Annotated in this window: 17 protein-coding genes, 1 tRNA gene and 1 other RNA gene; 5 read left to right on the plus strand and 14 right to left on the minus strand. The window is 40.4% G+C overall.

Annotation, left to right across the window (positions count from 1 at the left end; translation table 11 throughout):
- Positions 1-651: LLM class flavin-dependent oxidoreductase (locus tag AAF462_02915; GenBank protein ID MEM7008063.1), on the plus strand; the 651-nt coding region annotated here is incomplete at its 5' end.
- On the opposite strand, the gene AAF462_02920 is transcribed toward AAF462_02915, so the two are convergent.
- From AAF462_02920 to hpt, 5 genes are all read right to left on the minus strand, one after another.
- On the minus strand, positions 648-1,622 hold the full coding sequence (locus tag AAF462_02920) for an acyl-CoA thioesterase (protein ID MEM7008064.1): 975 nt from the start codon (positions 1,620-1,622) through the stop codon (positions 648-650). The two genes, AAF462_02915 and AAF462_02920, sit on opposite strands and share 4 nt — an antisense overlap.
- Before the next feature lie 11 nt (positions 1,623-1,633).
- Positions 1,634-2,479 carry a mechanosensitive ion channel domain-containing protein gene (locus AAF462_02925; GenBank protein ID MEM7008065.1) on the minus strand — a complete coding sequence of 282 codons (846 nt, stop codon included), beginning with the start codon at positions 2,477-2,479 and terminating at the stop codon, positions 1,634-1,636.
- A gap of 26 nt (positions 2,480-2,505) precedes the next feature.
- Positions 2,506-4,326, minus strand: coding sequence for a M3 family oligoendopeptidase (locus AAF462_02930; GenBank protein ID MEM7008066.1), 1,821 nt, complete (start codon positions 4,324-4,326; stop codon positions 2,506-2,508).
- Between the two features lie 79 nt (positions 4,327-4,405).
- A complete protein-coding gene (locus AAF462_02935) occupies positions 4,406-4,855 on the minus strand; it encodes a GatB/YqeY domain-containing protein (protein ID MEM7008067.1) in 450 nt (149 codons plus the stop codon).
- 43 nt (positions 4,856-4,898) lie between these two features.
- A complete protein-coding gene (gene hpt / locus AAF462_02940; GenBank protein ID MEM7008068.1) occupies positions 4,899-5,432 on the minus strand; it encodes a hypoxanthine phosphoribosyltransferase in 534 nt (177 codons plus the stop codon).
- Between the two features lie 129 nt (positions 5,433-5,561).
- Here hpt and tyrS point away from each other — a divergent pair, with 129 nt between their 5' ends.
- On the plus strand, positions 5,562-6,770 hold the full coding sequence (tyrS, locus tag AAF462_02945; GenBank protein ID MEM7008069.1) for a tyrosine--tRNA ligase: 1,209 nt from the start codon (positions 5,562-5,564) through the stop codon (positions 6,768-6,770).
- Here tyrS and rnpB read toward each other — a convergent pair.
- The 6 genes from rnpB to AAF462_02975 all read right to left on the minus strand — a co-directional run bounded on the left by rnpB (position 6,759) and on the right by AAF462_02975 (position 10,106).
- Positions 6,759-7,136: RNase P RNA component class A (gene rnpB / locus AAF462_02950), an RNA gene on the minus strand. The genes tyrS and rnpB overlap by 12 nt on opposite strands.
- Positions 7,137-7,142: 6 nt before the next feature.
- A complete protein-coding gene (locus AAF462_02955) occupies positions 7,143-7,589 on the minus strand; it encodes a ribonuclease HI family protein (GenBank protein MEM7008070.1) in 447 nt (148 codons plus the stop codon).
- Positions 7,570-8,301: a C4-type zinc ribbon domain-containing protein gene (locus AAF462_02960; protein ID MEM7008071.1), complete on the minus strand. Its 732-nt coding sequence runs from the start codon at positions 8,299-8,301 to the stop codon at positions 7,570-7,572. Before AAF462_02960 ends, AAF462_02955 begins: the two co-directional genes overlap by 20 nt.
- A 203-nt stretch (positions 8,302-8,504) precedes the next feature.
- Positions 8,505-8,578 (minus strand) — tRNA-Ile (locus AAF462_02965).
- An 89-nt stretch (positions 8,579-8,667) separates the two neighbouring features.
- A complete protein-coding gene (locus AAF462_02970; GenBank protein ID MEM7008072.1) occupies positions 8,668-9,543 on the minus strand; it encodes a lytic transglycosylase domain-containing protein in 876 nt (291 codons plus the stop codon).
- Between the two features lie 146 nt (positions 9,544-9,689).
- Positions 9,690-10,106 (minus strand): OB-fold domain-containing protein, encoded by a 417-nt coding sequence (locus AAF462_02975; GenBank protein MEM7008073.1) that lies wholly within the window; start codon positions 10,104-10,106, stop codon positions 9,690-9,692.
- A gap of 121 nt (positions 10,107-10,227) precedes the next feature.
- On the opposite strand from AAF462_02975, the gene thiD reads away from it, so the two are divergent.
- Together thiD and folD are read left to right on the plus strand one after the other, a co-directional pair.
- Positions 10,228-11,028 (plus strand): bifunctional hydroxymethylpyrimidine kinase/phosphomethylpyrimidine kinase, encoded by an 801-nt coding sequence (gene thiD / locus AAF462_02980; protein ID MEM7008074.1) that lies wholly within the window; start codon positions 10,228-10,230, stop codon positions 11,026-11,028.
- A gap of 11 nt (positions 11,029-11,039) precedes the next feature.
- The gene (folD, locus tag AAF462_02985) at positions 11,040-11,891 is read left to right on the plus strand and encodes a bifunctional methylenetetrahydrofolate dehydrogenase/methenyltetrahydrofolate cyclohydrolase FolD (protein ID MEM7008075.1); all 852 of its coding nucleotides are present in this window, start codon (positions 11,040-11,042) and stop codon (positions 11,889-11,891) included.
- Between the two features lie 211 nt (positions 11,892-12,102).
- Here the strand turns inward: folD and folK are convergent, their stop codons facing one another.
- Positions 12,103-12,585: a 2-amino-4-hydroxy-6-hydroxymethyldihydropteridine diphosphokinase gene (gene folK, locus AAF462_02990; protein ID MEM7008076.1), complete on the minus strand. Its 483-nt coding sequence runs from the start codon at positions 12,583-12,585 to the stop codon at positions 12,103-12,105.
- A 73-nt stretch (positions 12,586-12,658) separates the two neighbouring features.
- Between folK and AAF462_02995 the strand changes: the two genes are divergently transcribed.
- Complete coding sequence (locus AAF462_02995; GenBank protein ID MEM7008077.1) at positions 12,659-12,937, plus strand: 4a-hydroxytetrahydrobiopterin dehydratase; 279 nt, start codon at positions 12,659-12,661, stop codon at positions 12,935-12,937.
- Here AAF462_02995 and AAF462_03000 read toward each other — a convergent pair whose 3' ends face one another.
- Together AAF462_03000 and secA are read right to left on the minus strand one after the other, a co-directional pair.
- Complete coding sequence (locus AAF462_03000) at positions 12,938-13,237, minus strand: hypothetical protein (protein ID MEM7008078.1); 300 nt, start codon at positions 13,235-13,237, stop codon at positions 12,938-12,940. It lies immediately after the preceding gene.
- Between the two features lie 18 nt (positions 13,238-13,255).
- Positions 13,256-15,818, minus strand: a 2,563-nt coding sequence (secA, locus tag AAF462_03005) for a preprotein translocase subunit SecA (protein ID MEM7008079.1), incomplete at its 5' end; no start/stop codon positions are given.

Consider the following 15,818-nt stretch of genomic DNA (forward strand, 5'->3'; position numbering starts at 1 on the left):
CCAAAGCCTGGTAAATATGCTAACAGCAGGTGGAGCTATACTGTTCCCGAGCCCCAGGACGATGTAGGTCTTAGGGTTCATACAAAGCCCTACCAAAAACCCCATCCCCCAATTGCTGTTGCGGGCTTAACAGAGAGCTCGGGCACGCTAAAAGTGGCCGGGGAGAACGGCTGGATTCCAATGAGTATTAATTTTGTGACCGATAATGTTCTTAAGACCCATTGGAACTCTGTTGAAGAAGGAGCGCAAAACTCCGGCAGAGAACCTGATAGGTCTAAGTGGCGCATAGCCAGGGATGTTTTTGTGGCGGATACTACCCAGGAAGCAAGAGAACTAGTAAAGCAAGGCACGTTGGCACGAGATTTTACAGATTACTTCTTTAAAATGGTTCCTAAGATAAGGGGAAATTTGAACATATTTAAGTCGGATAAATCTATGCCCGACTCTGAGGTTACAATCGACTACATGATAGATAACCTTTGGATTGTCGGAAGCCCTGATGATGTGGCGGCACAAATACAAGAGCTCTATGATTCAGTTGGGGGTTTCGGAGTCCTATTAGTTATGGGTCACGAGTGGGATCCTAAAGATAAGTGGACCAGGTCTATGAAACTACTGTCCGAAGAAGTAATGCCCAGGCTTAAATTTTAATACTCAGAGTTTGTTTTAATCTCTTTTACCCTTAAAGATCTAAAGTCTTTTCTCTCAAGAGCTTTTTTCCATAGCCTTTTTTCCTCAGGAGTCTCCGGGTCAAATTCAGGTACCGGCTGAGGTGAGCCGTTCTCATCAATATGAACGAAGCTTAAAAAAGCAGTACAGGTGTGTCTTTGCTCGCCCGTAAGAATATCTTCTGATAATACTTTTATACCTACCTCCATTGAGCTCTGTCCAACATAGGTAATTCCCGCTTTAAAGGTGATAATATCACCTATTCTTATAGGAGAATAAAAATATAGATCATCCAAAGAACCAGTAATCATAAGGCCTTTAACAAATCTCATGGCCAAAATGGATGCCGCTTGGTCTATGTCCATAATAAGTTTGCCTACTGCCATAAAATCTCCGTGGAAGGTGTCTTCCGGAAGCACAATCTTTGTGGTTTCTAAGCGCTCGCGTACGATTTCAGTCTCATCAATAATGTGTCTTGCCTGATCGTCTCTTTTCTGAACTTGTGCTAGGCGCTCATCCTTTCTTTTCTTAGCCTCCATATAGATAGCCATCTCTTCACTATCACAAGGAGTTAGCTCTTCTGTGATTTTTCTAGGTTTTCCCTGTTCATCAACTGCAACAAATGCAAGGTGTGATGATGTGGTGAGTTTTTTATTGCCTGTCTCCGGATTTTCTGAAAATACCTGCACTCCTATTTCCATAGAGCTTGAGCCTATATACTCGACCCAGCTCTCGAGTGTTACGATCTCACCGACCATTACCGGGTTTATAAAATCAATACTATCCGTTGATCCCAGCACTGTGATGCCTTTGGATATTAGCGCAGAATTTATTGTTGCAGCATTCATAACCCAGTCCATTAGTCTGCCGCCGCTAAGTCTGTCATGCACACTTGTATGCTCAGGGAATACGAACTGAATTGTCTGTCTTTTCGTCTCTGCTATAGATGGCATTTTTTTATCCTCTAATTTGCTGGCTCTTGCGAGCGGTCCTTTAGTTGATCAGGTGTGTGAACATCGATTTGTGGGAATGGTATGGAGATCCCGTTGTTATCAAATTCAAGTTTGATTTTTTCTGTCAGATCGAAATATACAGGCCAGTAGTTTGATGTTCTAACCCAGGGGCGTACATAAAAATTCACGCTGCTGTCAGCTAGCTCTCCTACGGCTATGACATATTCCGGATCCCTTAGGATTCTATTATCTGCTTTAAGTACTTCTTCAATAATCCCTTTGGCAGTCGCAATATCATCTTCGTATGCTATACCGAATACCATGTCCACTCGTCTTGTGCCGGTCGCGGAATAGTTAGTGATAACATCAGAGTAGATGTTGCCGTTTGGAATTATGACCTGCTTGTTGTCGGGCGTATGGAGTGTAGTGCTGAATATCTTTATTTCTTCAACAGAGCCTGAAGTCCCGGCTACTTCTACAAAATCTCCTGTTTTAAATGGTCTGAATACTAAAAGCATGACACCTGCAGCAAAATTTTGAAGCGAGTCCTTAAGTGATAATCCGATTGCTAAACCTGCAGCACCTATAAGTGCAATTAGTGAATTAGTATTGAGACCTAATCTGCTAAGCGCTGCTATAACTACGAATAGTAAGAGCAGCCATCTAACAATAGAAGATATAAAATTCACCAAGATCTGATCTAATTTTGCCTTTTGAAGGATCCTTCTTACGATTCCATTAATAATTGAAACTACAATAAGACCTATAATAAAGATTATAAGAGCAATCCCAATGTTAAAGCCCCATGGGATTAAGTAGGTCTGTGTAATATGCTCTAAGTCTATATGTTCAATCATACGAGTTCACCGCCTATATAGATAATTTATTTAACCCTATCTGAAAGCTCAAGCGCTTCGTCAACCATTTCTCTTAGCAAATCCAGGCCTCCCTGCCAAAACTCTGGATCTTTTATATTAACACCAACCCGCTCAAGTAGTACCTCCGGCGCATCGCTTCCCCCAGAAGATAAAAGCTCTACATATCTTGGAACAAATACATTTCCTTCATTTATATATTTACTGTATAGCGAAAGTACAAGAAGCTCTCCGAATGAATATGCATAACAGTAAAAAGGAGAATGAATAAAGTGCGGGATATACATCCACCAGCTGCGGTAATCATCTGTCATTTCAACAGATTTTCCAAACATTGGACTATTTGCCTGTGCCCATAGCTCATTAATATTTTCTGAAGTAAGCTCACCTTTTTCTCTTCTTGTGTGATGAAGGGACTCTTCAAACCTTGTGAGTACAACCTGCCTAAACACAGTGGCAAATATATCCTCCAGCTTTCCGCAAATAAGCGCAAGCTTAGTTTTAGGATTCTTCTCAGACTCCATAAGGTTGTGAAAAACGAGTATCTCTGCAAACACACTCGCAGTCTCTGCAGTGGTAAGCGGCGTATCTGAATGAAAATATCCCTGACTTCTAGAGAGGTATTGATGTACTCCATGACCAAGCTCATGAGCAAGCGTCATAACGTCCCTCATTGTGCCAGTGTAGTTTGTAAACACATATGGATGCGCGCTCGGCACTGTGCCGTGACTAAATGCTCCGCCCCTTTTACCGGCTCTTAATTCAGCATCTATCCAGTTTTTATCAAAAAACTTCTGAGCAATATTTGCCATCTTTGGAGAGAAGCTGTGAAATGAGCCAAGAATGATTTCCTTACTCTTTTTATAGTTAATAACCTGGGAGTCATCAGAGATCGGAGCATAACGATCATAGTCATAAAACTTTTTTATTCCCAACAGCTTTTTCTTAAGACCGTAGTAAGTGTCTACCATGTCGTAGTTCTTCTCGCATGAGCTCATAAGTGAATCGACAGTCTCTTTATCTATTTCATTGCTTAGGTTTCTAGATGACATCGGATCATCAAATGTCCTAAGTCTGTCATTTAAAGAATGATCCTGAACGAGTGTGTTGAATATAAAAGTAAGAACGTGAGCGTTTTCTTTAAGGCCGACCGTAAGGCTCTTAGCTGCGGCTTTCCTTTTATTTCTATCTGGATCATAGAGTAGGGCAAGTATCTGTGTCTCAGACATTAACTGCTGCTTGCCGTCTAACTTAATCTTGAACTTAACGTTGTTTAGTACTTCGTCGAACAGTCTTTTAAAAGCGCGCGAGCCAGTGTTAGCTTTTTCGTCTAGTATTTTTTCCTCAGCCTCGCTTAGCCTATGAGGCTTGTACATACGCTCTTGCAGGAGAAAATGCTTGTATGGTGCAAGTGTCTTATTTGATAGTAGTGTTTCCACTTTTTTGTTGCTTAGCTTTATCCACTCAAGCTCAAAAAACATAAGATGCTTTCTTGCCTCTGTGGACTTTTCCTGAATCATCTGAAGAAAAGCGCCGTTCTCAGGTTTGCCTGTATCTGCGGCGAATACGAGATATGCAAATGATAGTAGCTTGCCAATTGTTTCGGAGATAGATTCAAGCTCTTCTACAGCTCCATGTAAAACTTTGGGCGTTAGCTTGTTAGAGTTAATTTTGCCGCGGTACTTTTTTTCAAACGCCTCAGCTCTGTTAAAAAGCCTATTTAAATCACGCTCTATCTTTTTATCTTTAAGATCTGAGTATAGGTCTGATAAATCCCATGTTATACCTTCAGCTCCTGATTTTTTTGCTCTAGCTGTTTGTTTTGTCATAAATAATTCCTCTTAAATAGTTAATCTGATGGATGTTAATCTGGTGTTAATTGTTTTTTGATTTTGGCATGGGATATGACTATTCACCAAGTTCTTGTCTGACTATGGTGTTCACAACTGAGCCGTCGGCCTTGCCCTTAACTTCTGGCATTAAAACCTTCATAACTTTGCCAATATCCTTCATACCTTCTGCCCCGGTTTCTTGAACAGCTTTTTTTACAATTTCTCTTATTTCATCCTCACCCATCTGCTCTGGCATATATTTCATAAGGATTTGAATCTCAGCTTTTTCTTGCTCAGCTGCGTCTGGACGGTTCACTTTCTCAAACTCTTTAGCTGCGTCTCTTCTCTTTTTTATTTCTGCTCCAACTACACCTATTACATCTTCATCGGTAAGCGCTTCTTTGTTCTTATCGATTTCTTTGTTCTTAAGCGCAGATTGCAGCATACGAAGCACCGAAAGCTCAAGCTTCTTTTTATTTCTTAGTGCGTCTTTAAGATCTTGTGGTATTTGTTCTAATAATCCCATTTATTTTTCTCCAATTAATTAATGAGAGTTAGTTTAACTGTTCTTAAGGGTCAATTACATATATATCGCGTAAGCTCCTGCCTTTTTCTGCGTAGTCCATGCCGTAGCCGACTATGAATTCATTGCCTATCTCAAAGCCAACGTAATCAATATTTATGCTTGCCTGGCTGCTGTTTTTTTTCTTAATTAGAGTACAAATTTTAAATGACGAAGGCTGTTTAGATAGAATATCTGCTCTAATAAATTCAAGTGTTTTGCCTGTATCTATTAAGTCTTCAACCAGTAATACATTTTTATTGGTGAGAGTGGTTTTTACATCACTAATTAGCTCAAGCTCCCCCGCTTCCATTTCATCTTTGTAGCTAGACACCTGTAAGAAATCTATCTCAGGATCTATATCTAGACTGCGCATTAGATCGGACATAAAAATTATGCCGCCTTTTAAAACACCTACTATTAAAAGATCTCGCCCAGCGTGGTCACGAGTAATTTTTTGAGCAAGTTCGTCTACTTTATGTGATATCTCCGAATAATCTATAAGTTTTTTGAATCTTTTGTCGTTTATCACGATGGACATAAATTTATTTTATATGATATTTCAGGACTGGCCAGGAGGATTTATCTAGCGGCACTAACATTGACTAAAGTTTCTGATATTCTATATTTTTGAGCGAATAAAGAAATGATAGGGAAAAGGTAATAGATATTGAGTTTTAAAAACCCCGAAGAACAACTTGAAATCATAAAGCGCGGCACAGCTGAGATTATCTCTGAAGAGGAACTTTTAGAGAAGCTTAAAAAGTCCAAGCAGAAAAATGAGCCTCTTAAAATTAAGGCCGGTTTTGATCCTACTGCTCCAGATCTTCATCTTGGGCACTGCGTACTCTTAAAAAAATTAAGAGAATTTCAGAATCTTGGACACACGGTGCAGTTTCTAATTGGCGACTTCACCGCAATGATAGGAGATCCCTCCGGAAGATCAGAGACAAGACCACCTCTTACAGAGGCTGAGGTAAAAAAGAACGCAGAAACCTATGAGAGGCAAGTGTTTAAGATATTAGATCGTGACAAGACCCAAGTCATGTTTAATAATGACTGGTTAGGGGCTATGAGCGCTGCTGATCTCATAAAACTGGCAACCCTCGGCAATGTAGCCCGAATGCTCGAGCGCGACGATTTTGAAAAACGCTATAAGAGTGAGATTTCAATTTCAATAAACGAGTTTTTGTATCCGCTAGTTCAAGCCTATGATTCAGCCCAGATGAAATCTGATGTTGAGTTTGGTGGGACCGATCAGAAATTCAATATCCTATTAGGAAGAGATGTTCAGCGCCACTTTGGACAAGAGCCGCAGATCGCAATTTTGCTGCCAATTCTAGAAGGGCTCGACGGCGTTAGAAAGATGTCTAAATCGCTTAATAACTACATAGCTGTTGAAGATAATGCCCAGGATATATTTGGCAAAGTAATGTCTATTTCTGATGATCTGATGTGGCGCTACTATGAGCTATTAACATACAGATCAGAAGATGAAATAGATACTCTTAAAAAGGGTCATCCGATGGATGCAAAGAAAGCTCTTGCCTATGAACTTACTGCCTGGCTTCAGGGCGAAGAAGGCGCAGAGATGGCCAAGAAAGACTTTGACACTAAGTTTTCAAACCGCGAGTTTCCTGAGGATGCAAGAGAAGTAAATCTAGCCAAGAACGATAGCCGTACTGTGCTCGATCTGGTAGTAGAGTCCTCAGCCAGTTTAAAGAGTAGGGGAGAAGCCAAGAGGCTCATACTCCAAGGCGGGCTCAGTATTGATGGGGAAAAATTTACAGATATAAATACATCATGTCCTCAAGGTGAGACTCTCAAGCTCAAAATCGGCAAAAAAGAGTTTGTAGTTGTAAAAATAGAAGCAAGTTAGCCTGTAAGCCGAATTCTGTCTTGGACAATCATTCATCTGGGACGCTCATTACTGAGCGCCTCAAGCAACATACCCGGAAGCTCAGAACGGGCCGCTCTGTTTTTCCTAGGAAAAAACACTTCCCTATTTTGTCTTTCTCCAAGCGGGGTTTACCATGCCGCGGATTGTCACCAGCCCGCGCGGTAGTCTCTTACACTGCCTTTTCACCCTTGCCGGCCCCAAAAGGAGCTTAGGCGGTTTATTTTCTGTGGCACTTTCCGTTGCCTCACGACACCTGGGAGTTACCCAGCGCTCTGCCCTTTGGAGTTCGGACTTTCCTCCAGTAAGTGCACAAGTGCACAAACCAGCGATTGCCCGGCTCACTTGCTTCTACTATGAAGAATATTCATCGATTGCAAGGTTTGCAAGTCTGTCAGCTTCTGAGTTGTGCTCTCTGGGGATGTGCTGAATCGTGATGTCTTTGTAGTTTTGAAACAAAGTTTTGGCTTTCTTATTAAGTGGAATTATCTCAGGGTGCTTAACTTTCCAAAGCCCATTTATCTGGTTAGCAACAAGAAGTGAGTCTGTATAGATTCGTATGGGACTATCTGCTAGTTCTACACAATTCTCTAATGCGGTTATTAGCGCCGTATATTCTGCCTGATTGTTGGTTTTGGTTCCCAAATATTTTTTGACTTCAATTATATCATCAGTAGTTTTTTTTATGAGTACGCCGATGCCTGACTCCCCAGGATTGCCTCGGGCAGCTCCATCAATAAATATTTCAATCACATCTGTGCTGTTAGTCATATGGGGCAGGCTAGGCTGTTTTAGCTTCACTATCAGATTCTTCTTCAGTATAGAGGATCTTTTGGCAGCTAGGACATTGTATTATTTTTGTATATGTGAGGATTTCATTAAACATCTGTGCAGGCACATTCATGTAGCATCCCGTACAAACTTCATTTTTGGCGACTGCTAAGATTTCTCCATTATTTTTATCAAATATCTTGTGATAAAGAGGTACAATTTCCGGATCAAGAGTCTGAAGAGTCTTTTCTTTCAGTTCTTTTTTAGGCTCATATGAATTTTTAACTTCTTCAAGCTCAAGGGTGTACTCATCTATCTTTTCTTTAGATTCAGCCTCCTTAGAGGCTAGGGCTTCAGATTGTTTTGCAATTTCATTCTCTAATGTTTCTAGTTTTTCCATTTCTTCCAGAAGCTTTTCTTCCAGATCTGAATTAGACCTTTTGGTCTCGGTTATTTCTTTCTGAAGCGCTTGATATTCTTTATGTGTTTTAATTTCGAAAAGTTTTTCTTCAGATTTCTTTATGCTTTCTTCGTTTTCACTGACTTCATTTTCAAGGTTTGATTTTAAGGTGGTGAGTTCTTGTTTTTGATTATTTAAATTTTCTAGTGCTTCTTTTGAGGATTTTAGTTCTTGTTCTAAGGCGGATATTCTTTCCGGATAGTCATTAAGGTGGACTTCTAATTCGCTGAGCTCCATATCAATCTTTTGGAGCGCCTCGAGAACCAATATTTGTTCTCTCATTTCTCCCTCCGTCTTACTTCATCGAATAAATTTATTTGATTATAATGGTTGGAAATTCTCTTTGTAGAAGAAAATTCAAATATGTGAATTATTAAGTTTTCTTTTATCTCTCTTTGTGTATCCATCAACTCTACTAACTTTTTAGTTCTAAGCACTTAATACATTTTACCTGCTAAAGATACTTTTTGCCTTCTAAAGAAGTATGGGCCCACCCGGACTCGAACCAGGGACCAACGGATTATGAGTCCGCCGCTCTAACCAACTGAGCTATGGGCCCTCAGCATAATTAAGTGAACTTATTATATTAAGTAAGTATACAGACCTTGTCAATAAACGCTTGATTTGGGGATGATAATAGAAGATGTATCAACGTTTTGCTGAATAGTTTTCAGCCTTAAGGTGTTTATAGTACTCAAGTACTTTAGCTATGTAGTCGGTAGTTTCAGGGTATGGGGGTATTGTGAAGCCATGCTTAATTACAGAACCCTTGCCAGCGTTATAGGCTGCCAGCGAGAGCTTAAGGTCGCCGTCAAAGTAATCAAGCAGGTCTTTTAGATATTCCACCCCACCTTCCATGTTCTCTTTTGCATCGAAGGGATCATTGACACCATAATCGCTAGCTGTTGCAGGTATAAGCTGCATTATGCCTTGAGCGTTTTTAGGAGATACAGCGTCTGGGTCAAAGTTTGATTCAGCTTTGATTACTGCTTTAACTAGATATGGATCAACTTTATGTTTTTCGCTTATAAGTATTATGTCCCTATCATATTCCGTCACAAATCCGTTTGATAGATCCACTCCGCTCTCGGGCCTGTTGATCTTATATTTTGCAAGCGATGCTCTGTTGAACACGACGGTAGGCATTTTATTATTACACTCAAGAGTTTCATGAGTTCCGGACCTATCTATGAGGATCATGCAATTTGCTATCTCTAAAACCTGAATATATTCGCTCTTTATCAGGTCCAATCTGTCACCAGGAAGATATTTACCTATCTCACCTGTGATTGGGTTTTTAATTAGCGCTTTAGTTGATTTCCCGCTTGTAAGAGTGCCAAGCACTACAAGTTCAAGCTCAGACTTAGAAACTTCTATGGACAGAAGTTCATTTTCCTCGAGAGTTTCCTGATATACAGATGGATCGTCAGAGAAACTGCCGACGGTGTCCTGGGCATATGATAAATCTGCCATAAGTAGTAATAAAAGTGGGAATGCCAATAAAAACAGGATGTTTTTCTTCATATAGGCATGCAGCTCAACAGCAATATATACATTCAGAATATATGATTAAGCCTTAAATGTAAACAATTAAAATGGTATAAATACAAAAGGGCTACACATTATTTGCTAATGTATAGCCCTTTATTCTATGTCGGTTAGAAAATTTTCTACTTTTTCTGTGTAATTGGATAAAACTTATAGGATTTAACGTCTTTTCCTTCTTTTGTCTTTTTTACTGTTCCCACTGTTACGCCCATTTTCTCGCCGATGTTTAGACTCTCAGGGTCATCAACTTCGACCTGAGCCATTACTCTCACACCTTCAGGAAAATCGACTAACGCCAGCGCATAGGGGACTGGAAACTCCGGCATACTTCTTCTTACGACTGTAAATGAATGAAGCTCACCCTCAGCGCTAAGCATCCTCTCTTCAATCTCGTCTGAGAAGCTAACAGGGTCTGCCATATATTTTGGAAATGTATAATTATCCGACTCCTTAGAATATCCAGCAACTAACCTTACATTGCCGCCTCTGTCAGTTGCGAATAACTCCGGAAACATTACCTCTTCATGATTCTCTGCCATAACCTCAATCTCTCCTTAGCAAATTTTAAGTGGGATATATATTACATCCATTTTAAATTAAGTCTAGAGTACATTTGTGCTTGTTTGTAAAGGATTTAAAATCTTAGTAGAATAGATTGCCATGAGCCAAACAGTTCCAAGGGCACTCACTATCGCAGGCTCAGATTCTGGAGGAGGCGCCGGGATCCAGGCTGATCTAAAAACATTTACAGCTCTGGGAGTATATGGCATGTCTGCAATCACATCTGTAACCGCTCAAAACACTCAGGGAGTCCAAGAGATTTTCAATTTGCCGCCCGAGTTGGTAGAGCAACAGATGGATTCAGTTTTGAGCGATATTGGAGTCGATGCGGTAAAAATTGGTATGCTCTCGACTAAAGAAATTATCTTAGCGGTTTCAAAAAAAATCACAGAGTTTGATCTAAAAAACCTTGTTTTAGATCCTGTTATGATAGCAAAAGGCGGAGAGGATCTACTTCAAAAAGAGGCGGAGCAAACTTTAATAGATGAGCTATTGCCCAACACTTATCTTTTAACACCAAATAATCCGGAGGCAGGGGTTTTATGCGGGATTGAAATAAATTCAATTGACGATATGAAAGAGGCAGCTAAAAGTATAAAAGCACTAGGTCCCCAAAATGTATTAATCAAAGGAGGTCATCTTGACCCTTCCCAAAATGCAGTTGATATTTTATATGACGGCAAAGAGTTTTATGAATTTAAATCAGAACGAATAAATACAAAAAATACTCATGGCACAGGCTGCACTTATTCTGCAGCAATATGCGCTGGGCTTGCAAAAGGCTTATCTCTTGTAGAAGCTATTGCCGGTGCAAAAGAGTATATAAACTTAGCTATTAAAAATTCATTTGAGATAGGAAGCGGACACGGACCGCTCAATCATTTTTGGAAAATATTGTAAAGGAGCATGTCATGGCTGAAATAATTGATGGGAAAAAGGTATCTGAACATATAAGGGCAGAGATTGCTCAGGGTGTAGAGAAGTTAAAAGATGAAACTGGAATCACCCCAGGTCTGGCCGCAGTGCTAGTCGGTGATGACCCAGCTTCAGAAATCTATGTAAGAAATAAAAGAAAAGCGTGCGCCACAGCCGGAATGTATTCTGAAGAACATAAGCTGCCGGCTGAGACTAAAGAGCAGGAGCTTCTAAATCTTGTGGATAGATTGAACAACGATCCAAACATTCATGGAATTTTGGTACAGCTCCCTCTACCTGATCATATAGATGAGACGAAAGTTCTAAGAGCTGTTACTCCTCTAAAAGATGTAGACGGGTTTCATCCATACAACGTTGGACTTTTAGTTGAAGGAAACCCAAGATTTATTTCCTGCACCCCTCATGGAATCATCAAAATGCTTGAGTTCTATAATATAGACATAACTGGAAAAGAAGCTGTTGTAGTAGGAAGAAGTAACATCGTTGGAAAGCCAGTATCTATGCTTCTTCTTCACCGCCATGCCACTGTTACAATCTGTCATTCGCGAACAAAGCCACTTGAGGAAGTGACTCGAACAGCCGACATTCTGGTTGCTGCAATCGGAAGGGCAAATTTTATTACCGGCGATATGGTCAAGGATGGAGCTGTTGTGATTGATGTTGGAATTAACCGTAACGAGGACGGGAAACTGGTGGGTGATGTAGATTTTGAGGCAGTATCTCAAAAGGCCTCATACATTACACCTGTTCCGGGAGGGGTAGGGCCGATGACCATCTCGATGCTCTTGTGGAACACACTTGAGTCTGCAAAAAACAGCTCGCAGTAAACTATAAGTAAATAATATTTGTGGATAACCTGCTCTAAAAACACACTGATTCTATTCACAATAATACTATGATGTGCTTAATTATACTTATAAGTGCCTATAATTGTTGTATATATAGTGTAAATGCCAATATTCCTAATGTGGACAAATAGCTTGATTTTTTGTTGCTAAGTTGTTGATTGATTGTGAATTAATGTGAACTAGCTGTGAATTAATCCACTATCTTAATTACGGCTTTATCATCGTTGATGTTTTTTAGTAACTCAGATACTGTGAGTTTATATTCAGGATGAACAAACTCGGGATCAATCTCGCAAATAGGCTCTAACACAAAACGCCTTAGGTGCGCTCTTGGGTGAGGGATCTGGAGCCCATCATTTTTTGAGAGCAGATCATCGTAAAATATTATGTCTAGATCGATGATTCTTGGCTCCCACTTCTCGTGTCTCTCTCGTCCAAGTTTATGTTCAATCTTATTGAGTTCTGAAAGCAGCTCATATGGTGGCAGTTCGGTATCGATTTCAGCCGCAAGATTTATAAACTCTGGCTGGTCCTCTTTGCCCACTGGTTCAGTTTCATAGAAAGATGAAACTTTGACTACTTTCGAAAAGGCTCCCATCTCATCTATAGCTTTCTTGCAGTTTTCGATCCTATCTCCAAGATTGGATCCGATGCTGATATATACTAGACTCATAGTAGTTAAACTTAAATCACAATCCTTTGACTATCTAGGTGTTTTCATTAATTTATATAAAAAGGAGGCAATTATGTCACTACTTTCAGAAAATGAAATTGCTCAAGGTCTTTCATCTCTTGATGGCTGGACACAAGTTGGCAATCAAATTACAAAGCAGTTTAAATTTAAAAACTTCGTTGGATCAATGGGGTTTGTAACAAAAGTTGGAATTCTAGCGGAAAGAGTAGATCACCACCCGGATATAATGATTGAATACAGCAAAGTTACTATTACACTTTCCACACACAGTGAGGGCGGACTTACGGAGAAAGACTTTAGCTTAGCTACTGAAATACAAGAGGTATCTTAATTAAGGCTCGGGTTTCGTGTCTTTTTCTATCACTTCATAATCGTTCTCGTCAAGAGTGATAGTATGACTGCCGTCAGGGTTTTCCGTAACCTTGTCCGGCTTTTTAGAGCCAAAAGATGTTACAAACCTAAGTATCCCAAGAATAATTACACCTATAGCTACCACTATGCCGATGAATAAACCGAAAACTGCCAGCACTCCGATAACTAATAAAACCAGAAGTATCATCAGCGGCACTGCGTAGAAAGGAGGCTTTCCTCCTCTCTTAAATTGATAAAAGTTTATTTGTCTGTTGCTCATAGTATTCCCTATTTTCTCCTATGCCTTTCCGCAGCATTTTTTATATTTCTTGCCGCTGCCGCAGGGACAAGGATCGTTTCTGCCGACCTTCTTCTCCTGTCTTCTAATCGGCTTTTTCTTTTCTTCCTGTTCTGCCTCACCTCTGCTTAAGACCATATTCTGCTGCTCAGCTCTTCTTTGTCTCTCGATTCTCGCCATGTCGGTCTCGTTTACCGGCTGTACTCTAAACAGCTTCTCGCACACATCATTGCTAAGTCTATACATAAGACCGCCGAACATATCATAGCCCTCTTTCTTATATTCTTGAAGAGGGTTTCTTTGAGCATAACCCCTAAGTCCTATACCCTCTCTTAGGTGGTCCATGTTTAAAAGATGATCCTTCCATAGATAGTCAACTGTCTGAAGCATTACGAATCTCTCTATCTGCCTCATTGTGTCAGAGCTTATGTCCTGCTCTTTTTGTTCATAATATTCGTGCACTTTGGCTTTTATGTAATCTGTAATATCTTCCTTATTTACTGCATCCACAGGCAGATCATCAAAATCTATCTCGATATCAAACTGAGCATGAAGGGATTCCTTTAATTCTCCTAGGTCAACTGTGTCCGGTACTACCTTTTCCGGCAGTGTAGACTGGGCTAGATCATCTGTAATATCATCAGCCATATCGAATAGGTTTTCTTTTAAATTCTCACCGCCTGCTAAAAACTCTTTACGCTTTGTATATATAACATCTCTTTGTGTATTTAGAACATCGTCGTAATCCAAGAGGTGTTTTCTGATATCAAAGTTGTGTCCCTCAACTTTTTTCTGGGCATTTTCAATTGAGCGGCTTATCATCTTATGTTCAATAGGCTCGCCGTCTTCCCAGCCTAGCTTATCCATGATTTTAGTAATTGTATCTGAGGCAAAGATTCTCATCAGATCGTCTTCAAGTGAAACATAAAAACGTGTTGATCCTGGATCTCCCTGTCTTCCGGCACGGCCTCGCAGCTGATTATCAATTCTTCTGGATTCATGGCGTTCAGTTCCGATAATATGTAGCCCGCCCATATCTAAAACCTTTCGTTTTTGTTCATCACATATGGCTCTTGCCTCTATAATAGCCTCTTCGTACTGATCTGGATCAGCCTCTGATGGTTCTACCTTATACTCTTTTCTTAAAAGTTCCTCTGCAAGATGTTCATGGTTTCCGCCTAGGATAATGTCGGTTCCTCGACCTGCCATGTTTGTCGCAATAGTAACAGCACCGATTCTTCCAGCTTGTGCCACAACTCCCGCCTCACCCTCATGCTGCTTTGCATTTAGCACCTGGTGCTTGACCTTGTGCTTTGTAAGTAGATTATGGATCTTCTCTGATTTCTCAATCGATGTAGTACCCACAAGTATAGGGCGGCCTTCTTCGTTAAGCTCCTTAATCTCTTCTACAACAGCGCTATATTTATCTTCCTCAGTCTGGTAGATAAGATCATTTCTGTCATCTCTTACCATCGGTTTATTTGTGGGAACAACATTTACATCGAGCTTGTAGATATTTTTAAACTCAAACGCCTCAGTATCGGCTGTACCTGTCATTCCTGCAAGCTTTCTGTACATACGGAAGTAGTTCTGGATTGTAATAGTTGCCAGTGTTTGGTTTTCGTTCTCAATTTCTATGCCTTCTTTTGCTTCAACCGCTTGGTGAAGACCGTCGCTCCAGCGCCTTCCAGGCATTAGCCTTCCTGTAAATTCATCTACGATGATTGCCTGACCTTCTTTGATCATGTAATCAACGTCTCTATGAAAAAGGTTATGTGCCCTTAATCCCTGAATCACATGGTGCAGTAGCTCAAGGTTCATCGGGTCATATATGTTTGCAACGTCTAGAGCCTGCTCAACTTTATTTGAGCCTTCCTCAGTTGGGGTTACCTGCTTTGTTTTCTCGTCCATTGTAAAATCAACTTCTGGGGTGAGTTTCTTAACAATTTTATCAATCTCGTAGTAGCGTTCGGTTGAATCTTCTGAAGGGCCTGAAATAATAAGCGGCGTTCTCGCCTCGTCAATTAAGATACTGTCTACCTCATCAACAATGGCGAAATTGTGCTCTCTTTGTACATAGTCGTCCAATGAGAACTTCATATTGTCTCTTAAATAATCAAATCCAAACTCGTTATTAGTGCCATATGTAATATGAGCCCCATACGCCTCTTTTCTGGAACACTCTACAAGCTTTGTTTTAAAAGCAGAGAGAACGTCCAGGTTCTTTTCAGGAGGTATCTCCATCTCAGCGTACTCTTTTGGCCAAACGCTAAGATTTTTCTCTATAGCATTTTGAGCCCGCTCCGGATGTTCCCACTCAACTAAATACGATATGTCATGGTTTACAACTCCCACGGAGAGTCCTAAAAATTTATGTATTGATGCCATCCATGTAGCATCACGCCTTGCTAGGTAGTCGTTAACAGTAACCAGATGAGCCCCGTATCCGGTAAGTCCATTTAGGAAAAGCGGAAGGGCTGCCACTAGGGTTTTACCCTCACCGGTTTTCATCTCGGCAATCTTGCCCTGATGAAGCACTAGTCCGCCAATAAGCTGGACATCA

It is taken from the genome of Thermodesulfobacteriota bacterium (assembly GCA_039028315.1).
Taxonomy (GTDB): Bacteria; Desulfobacterota_D; UBA1144; order Nemesobacterales; family UBA2774; genus CR02bin9.

Coding starts and splice junctions, on each gene's coding strand:
- AAF462_02960 (MEM7008071.1), bottom strand. CDS start 8,301: ATGAGAGAACAAATATTGGTTCTCGAGGCGCTCCAAAAGATTGATATG.
- thiD (MEM7008074.1), top strand. CDS start 10,228: ATGAGCCAAACAGTTCCAAGGGCACTCACTATCGCAGGCTCAGATTCT.
- AAF462_02920 (MEM7008064.1), bottom strand. CDS start 1,622: ATGCCATCTATAGCAGAGACGAAAAGACAGACAATTCAGTTCGTATTC.
- AAF462_02975 (MEM7008073.1), bottom strand. CDS start 10,106: ATGGCAGAGAATCATGAAGAGGTAATGTTTCCGGAGTTATTCGCAACT.
- AAF462_02925 (MEM7008065.1), bottom strand. CDS start 2,479: ATGATTGAACATATAGACTTAGAGCATATTACACAGACCTACTTAATC.
- AAF462_02930 (MEM7008066.1), bottom strand. CDS start 4,326: ATGACAAAACAAACAGCTAGAGCAAAAAAATCAGGAGCTGAAGGTATA.
- folD (MEM7008075.1), top strand. CDS start 11,040: ATGGCTGAAATAATTGATGGGAAAAAGGTATCTGAACATATAAGGGCA.
- folK (MEM7008076.1), bottom strand. CDS start 12,585: ATGAGTCTAGTATATATCAGCATCGGATCCAATCTTGGAGATAGGATC.
- AAF462_02995 (MEM7008077.1), top strand. CDS start 12,659: ATGTCACTACTTTCAGAAAATGAAATTGCTCAAGGTCTTTCATCTCTT.
- hpt (MEM7008068.1), bottom strand. CDS start 5,432: ATGTCCATCGTGATAAACGACAAAAGATTCAAAAAACTTATAGATTAT.
- AAF462_03000 (MEM7008078.1), bottom strand. CDS start 13,237: ATGAGCAACAGACAAATAAACTTTTATCAATTTAAGAGAGGAGGAAAG.
- AAF462_02970 (MEM7008072.1), bottom strand. CDS start 9,543: ATGAAGAAAAACATCCTGTTTTTATTGGCATTCCCACTTTTATTACTA.
- AAF462_02935 (MEM7008067.1), bottom strand. CDS start 4,855: ATGGGATTATTAGAACAAATACCACAAGATCTTAAAGACGCACTAAGA.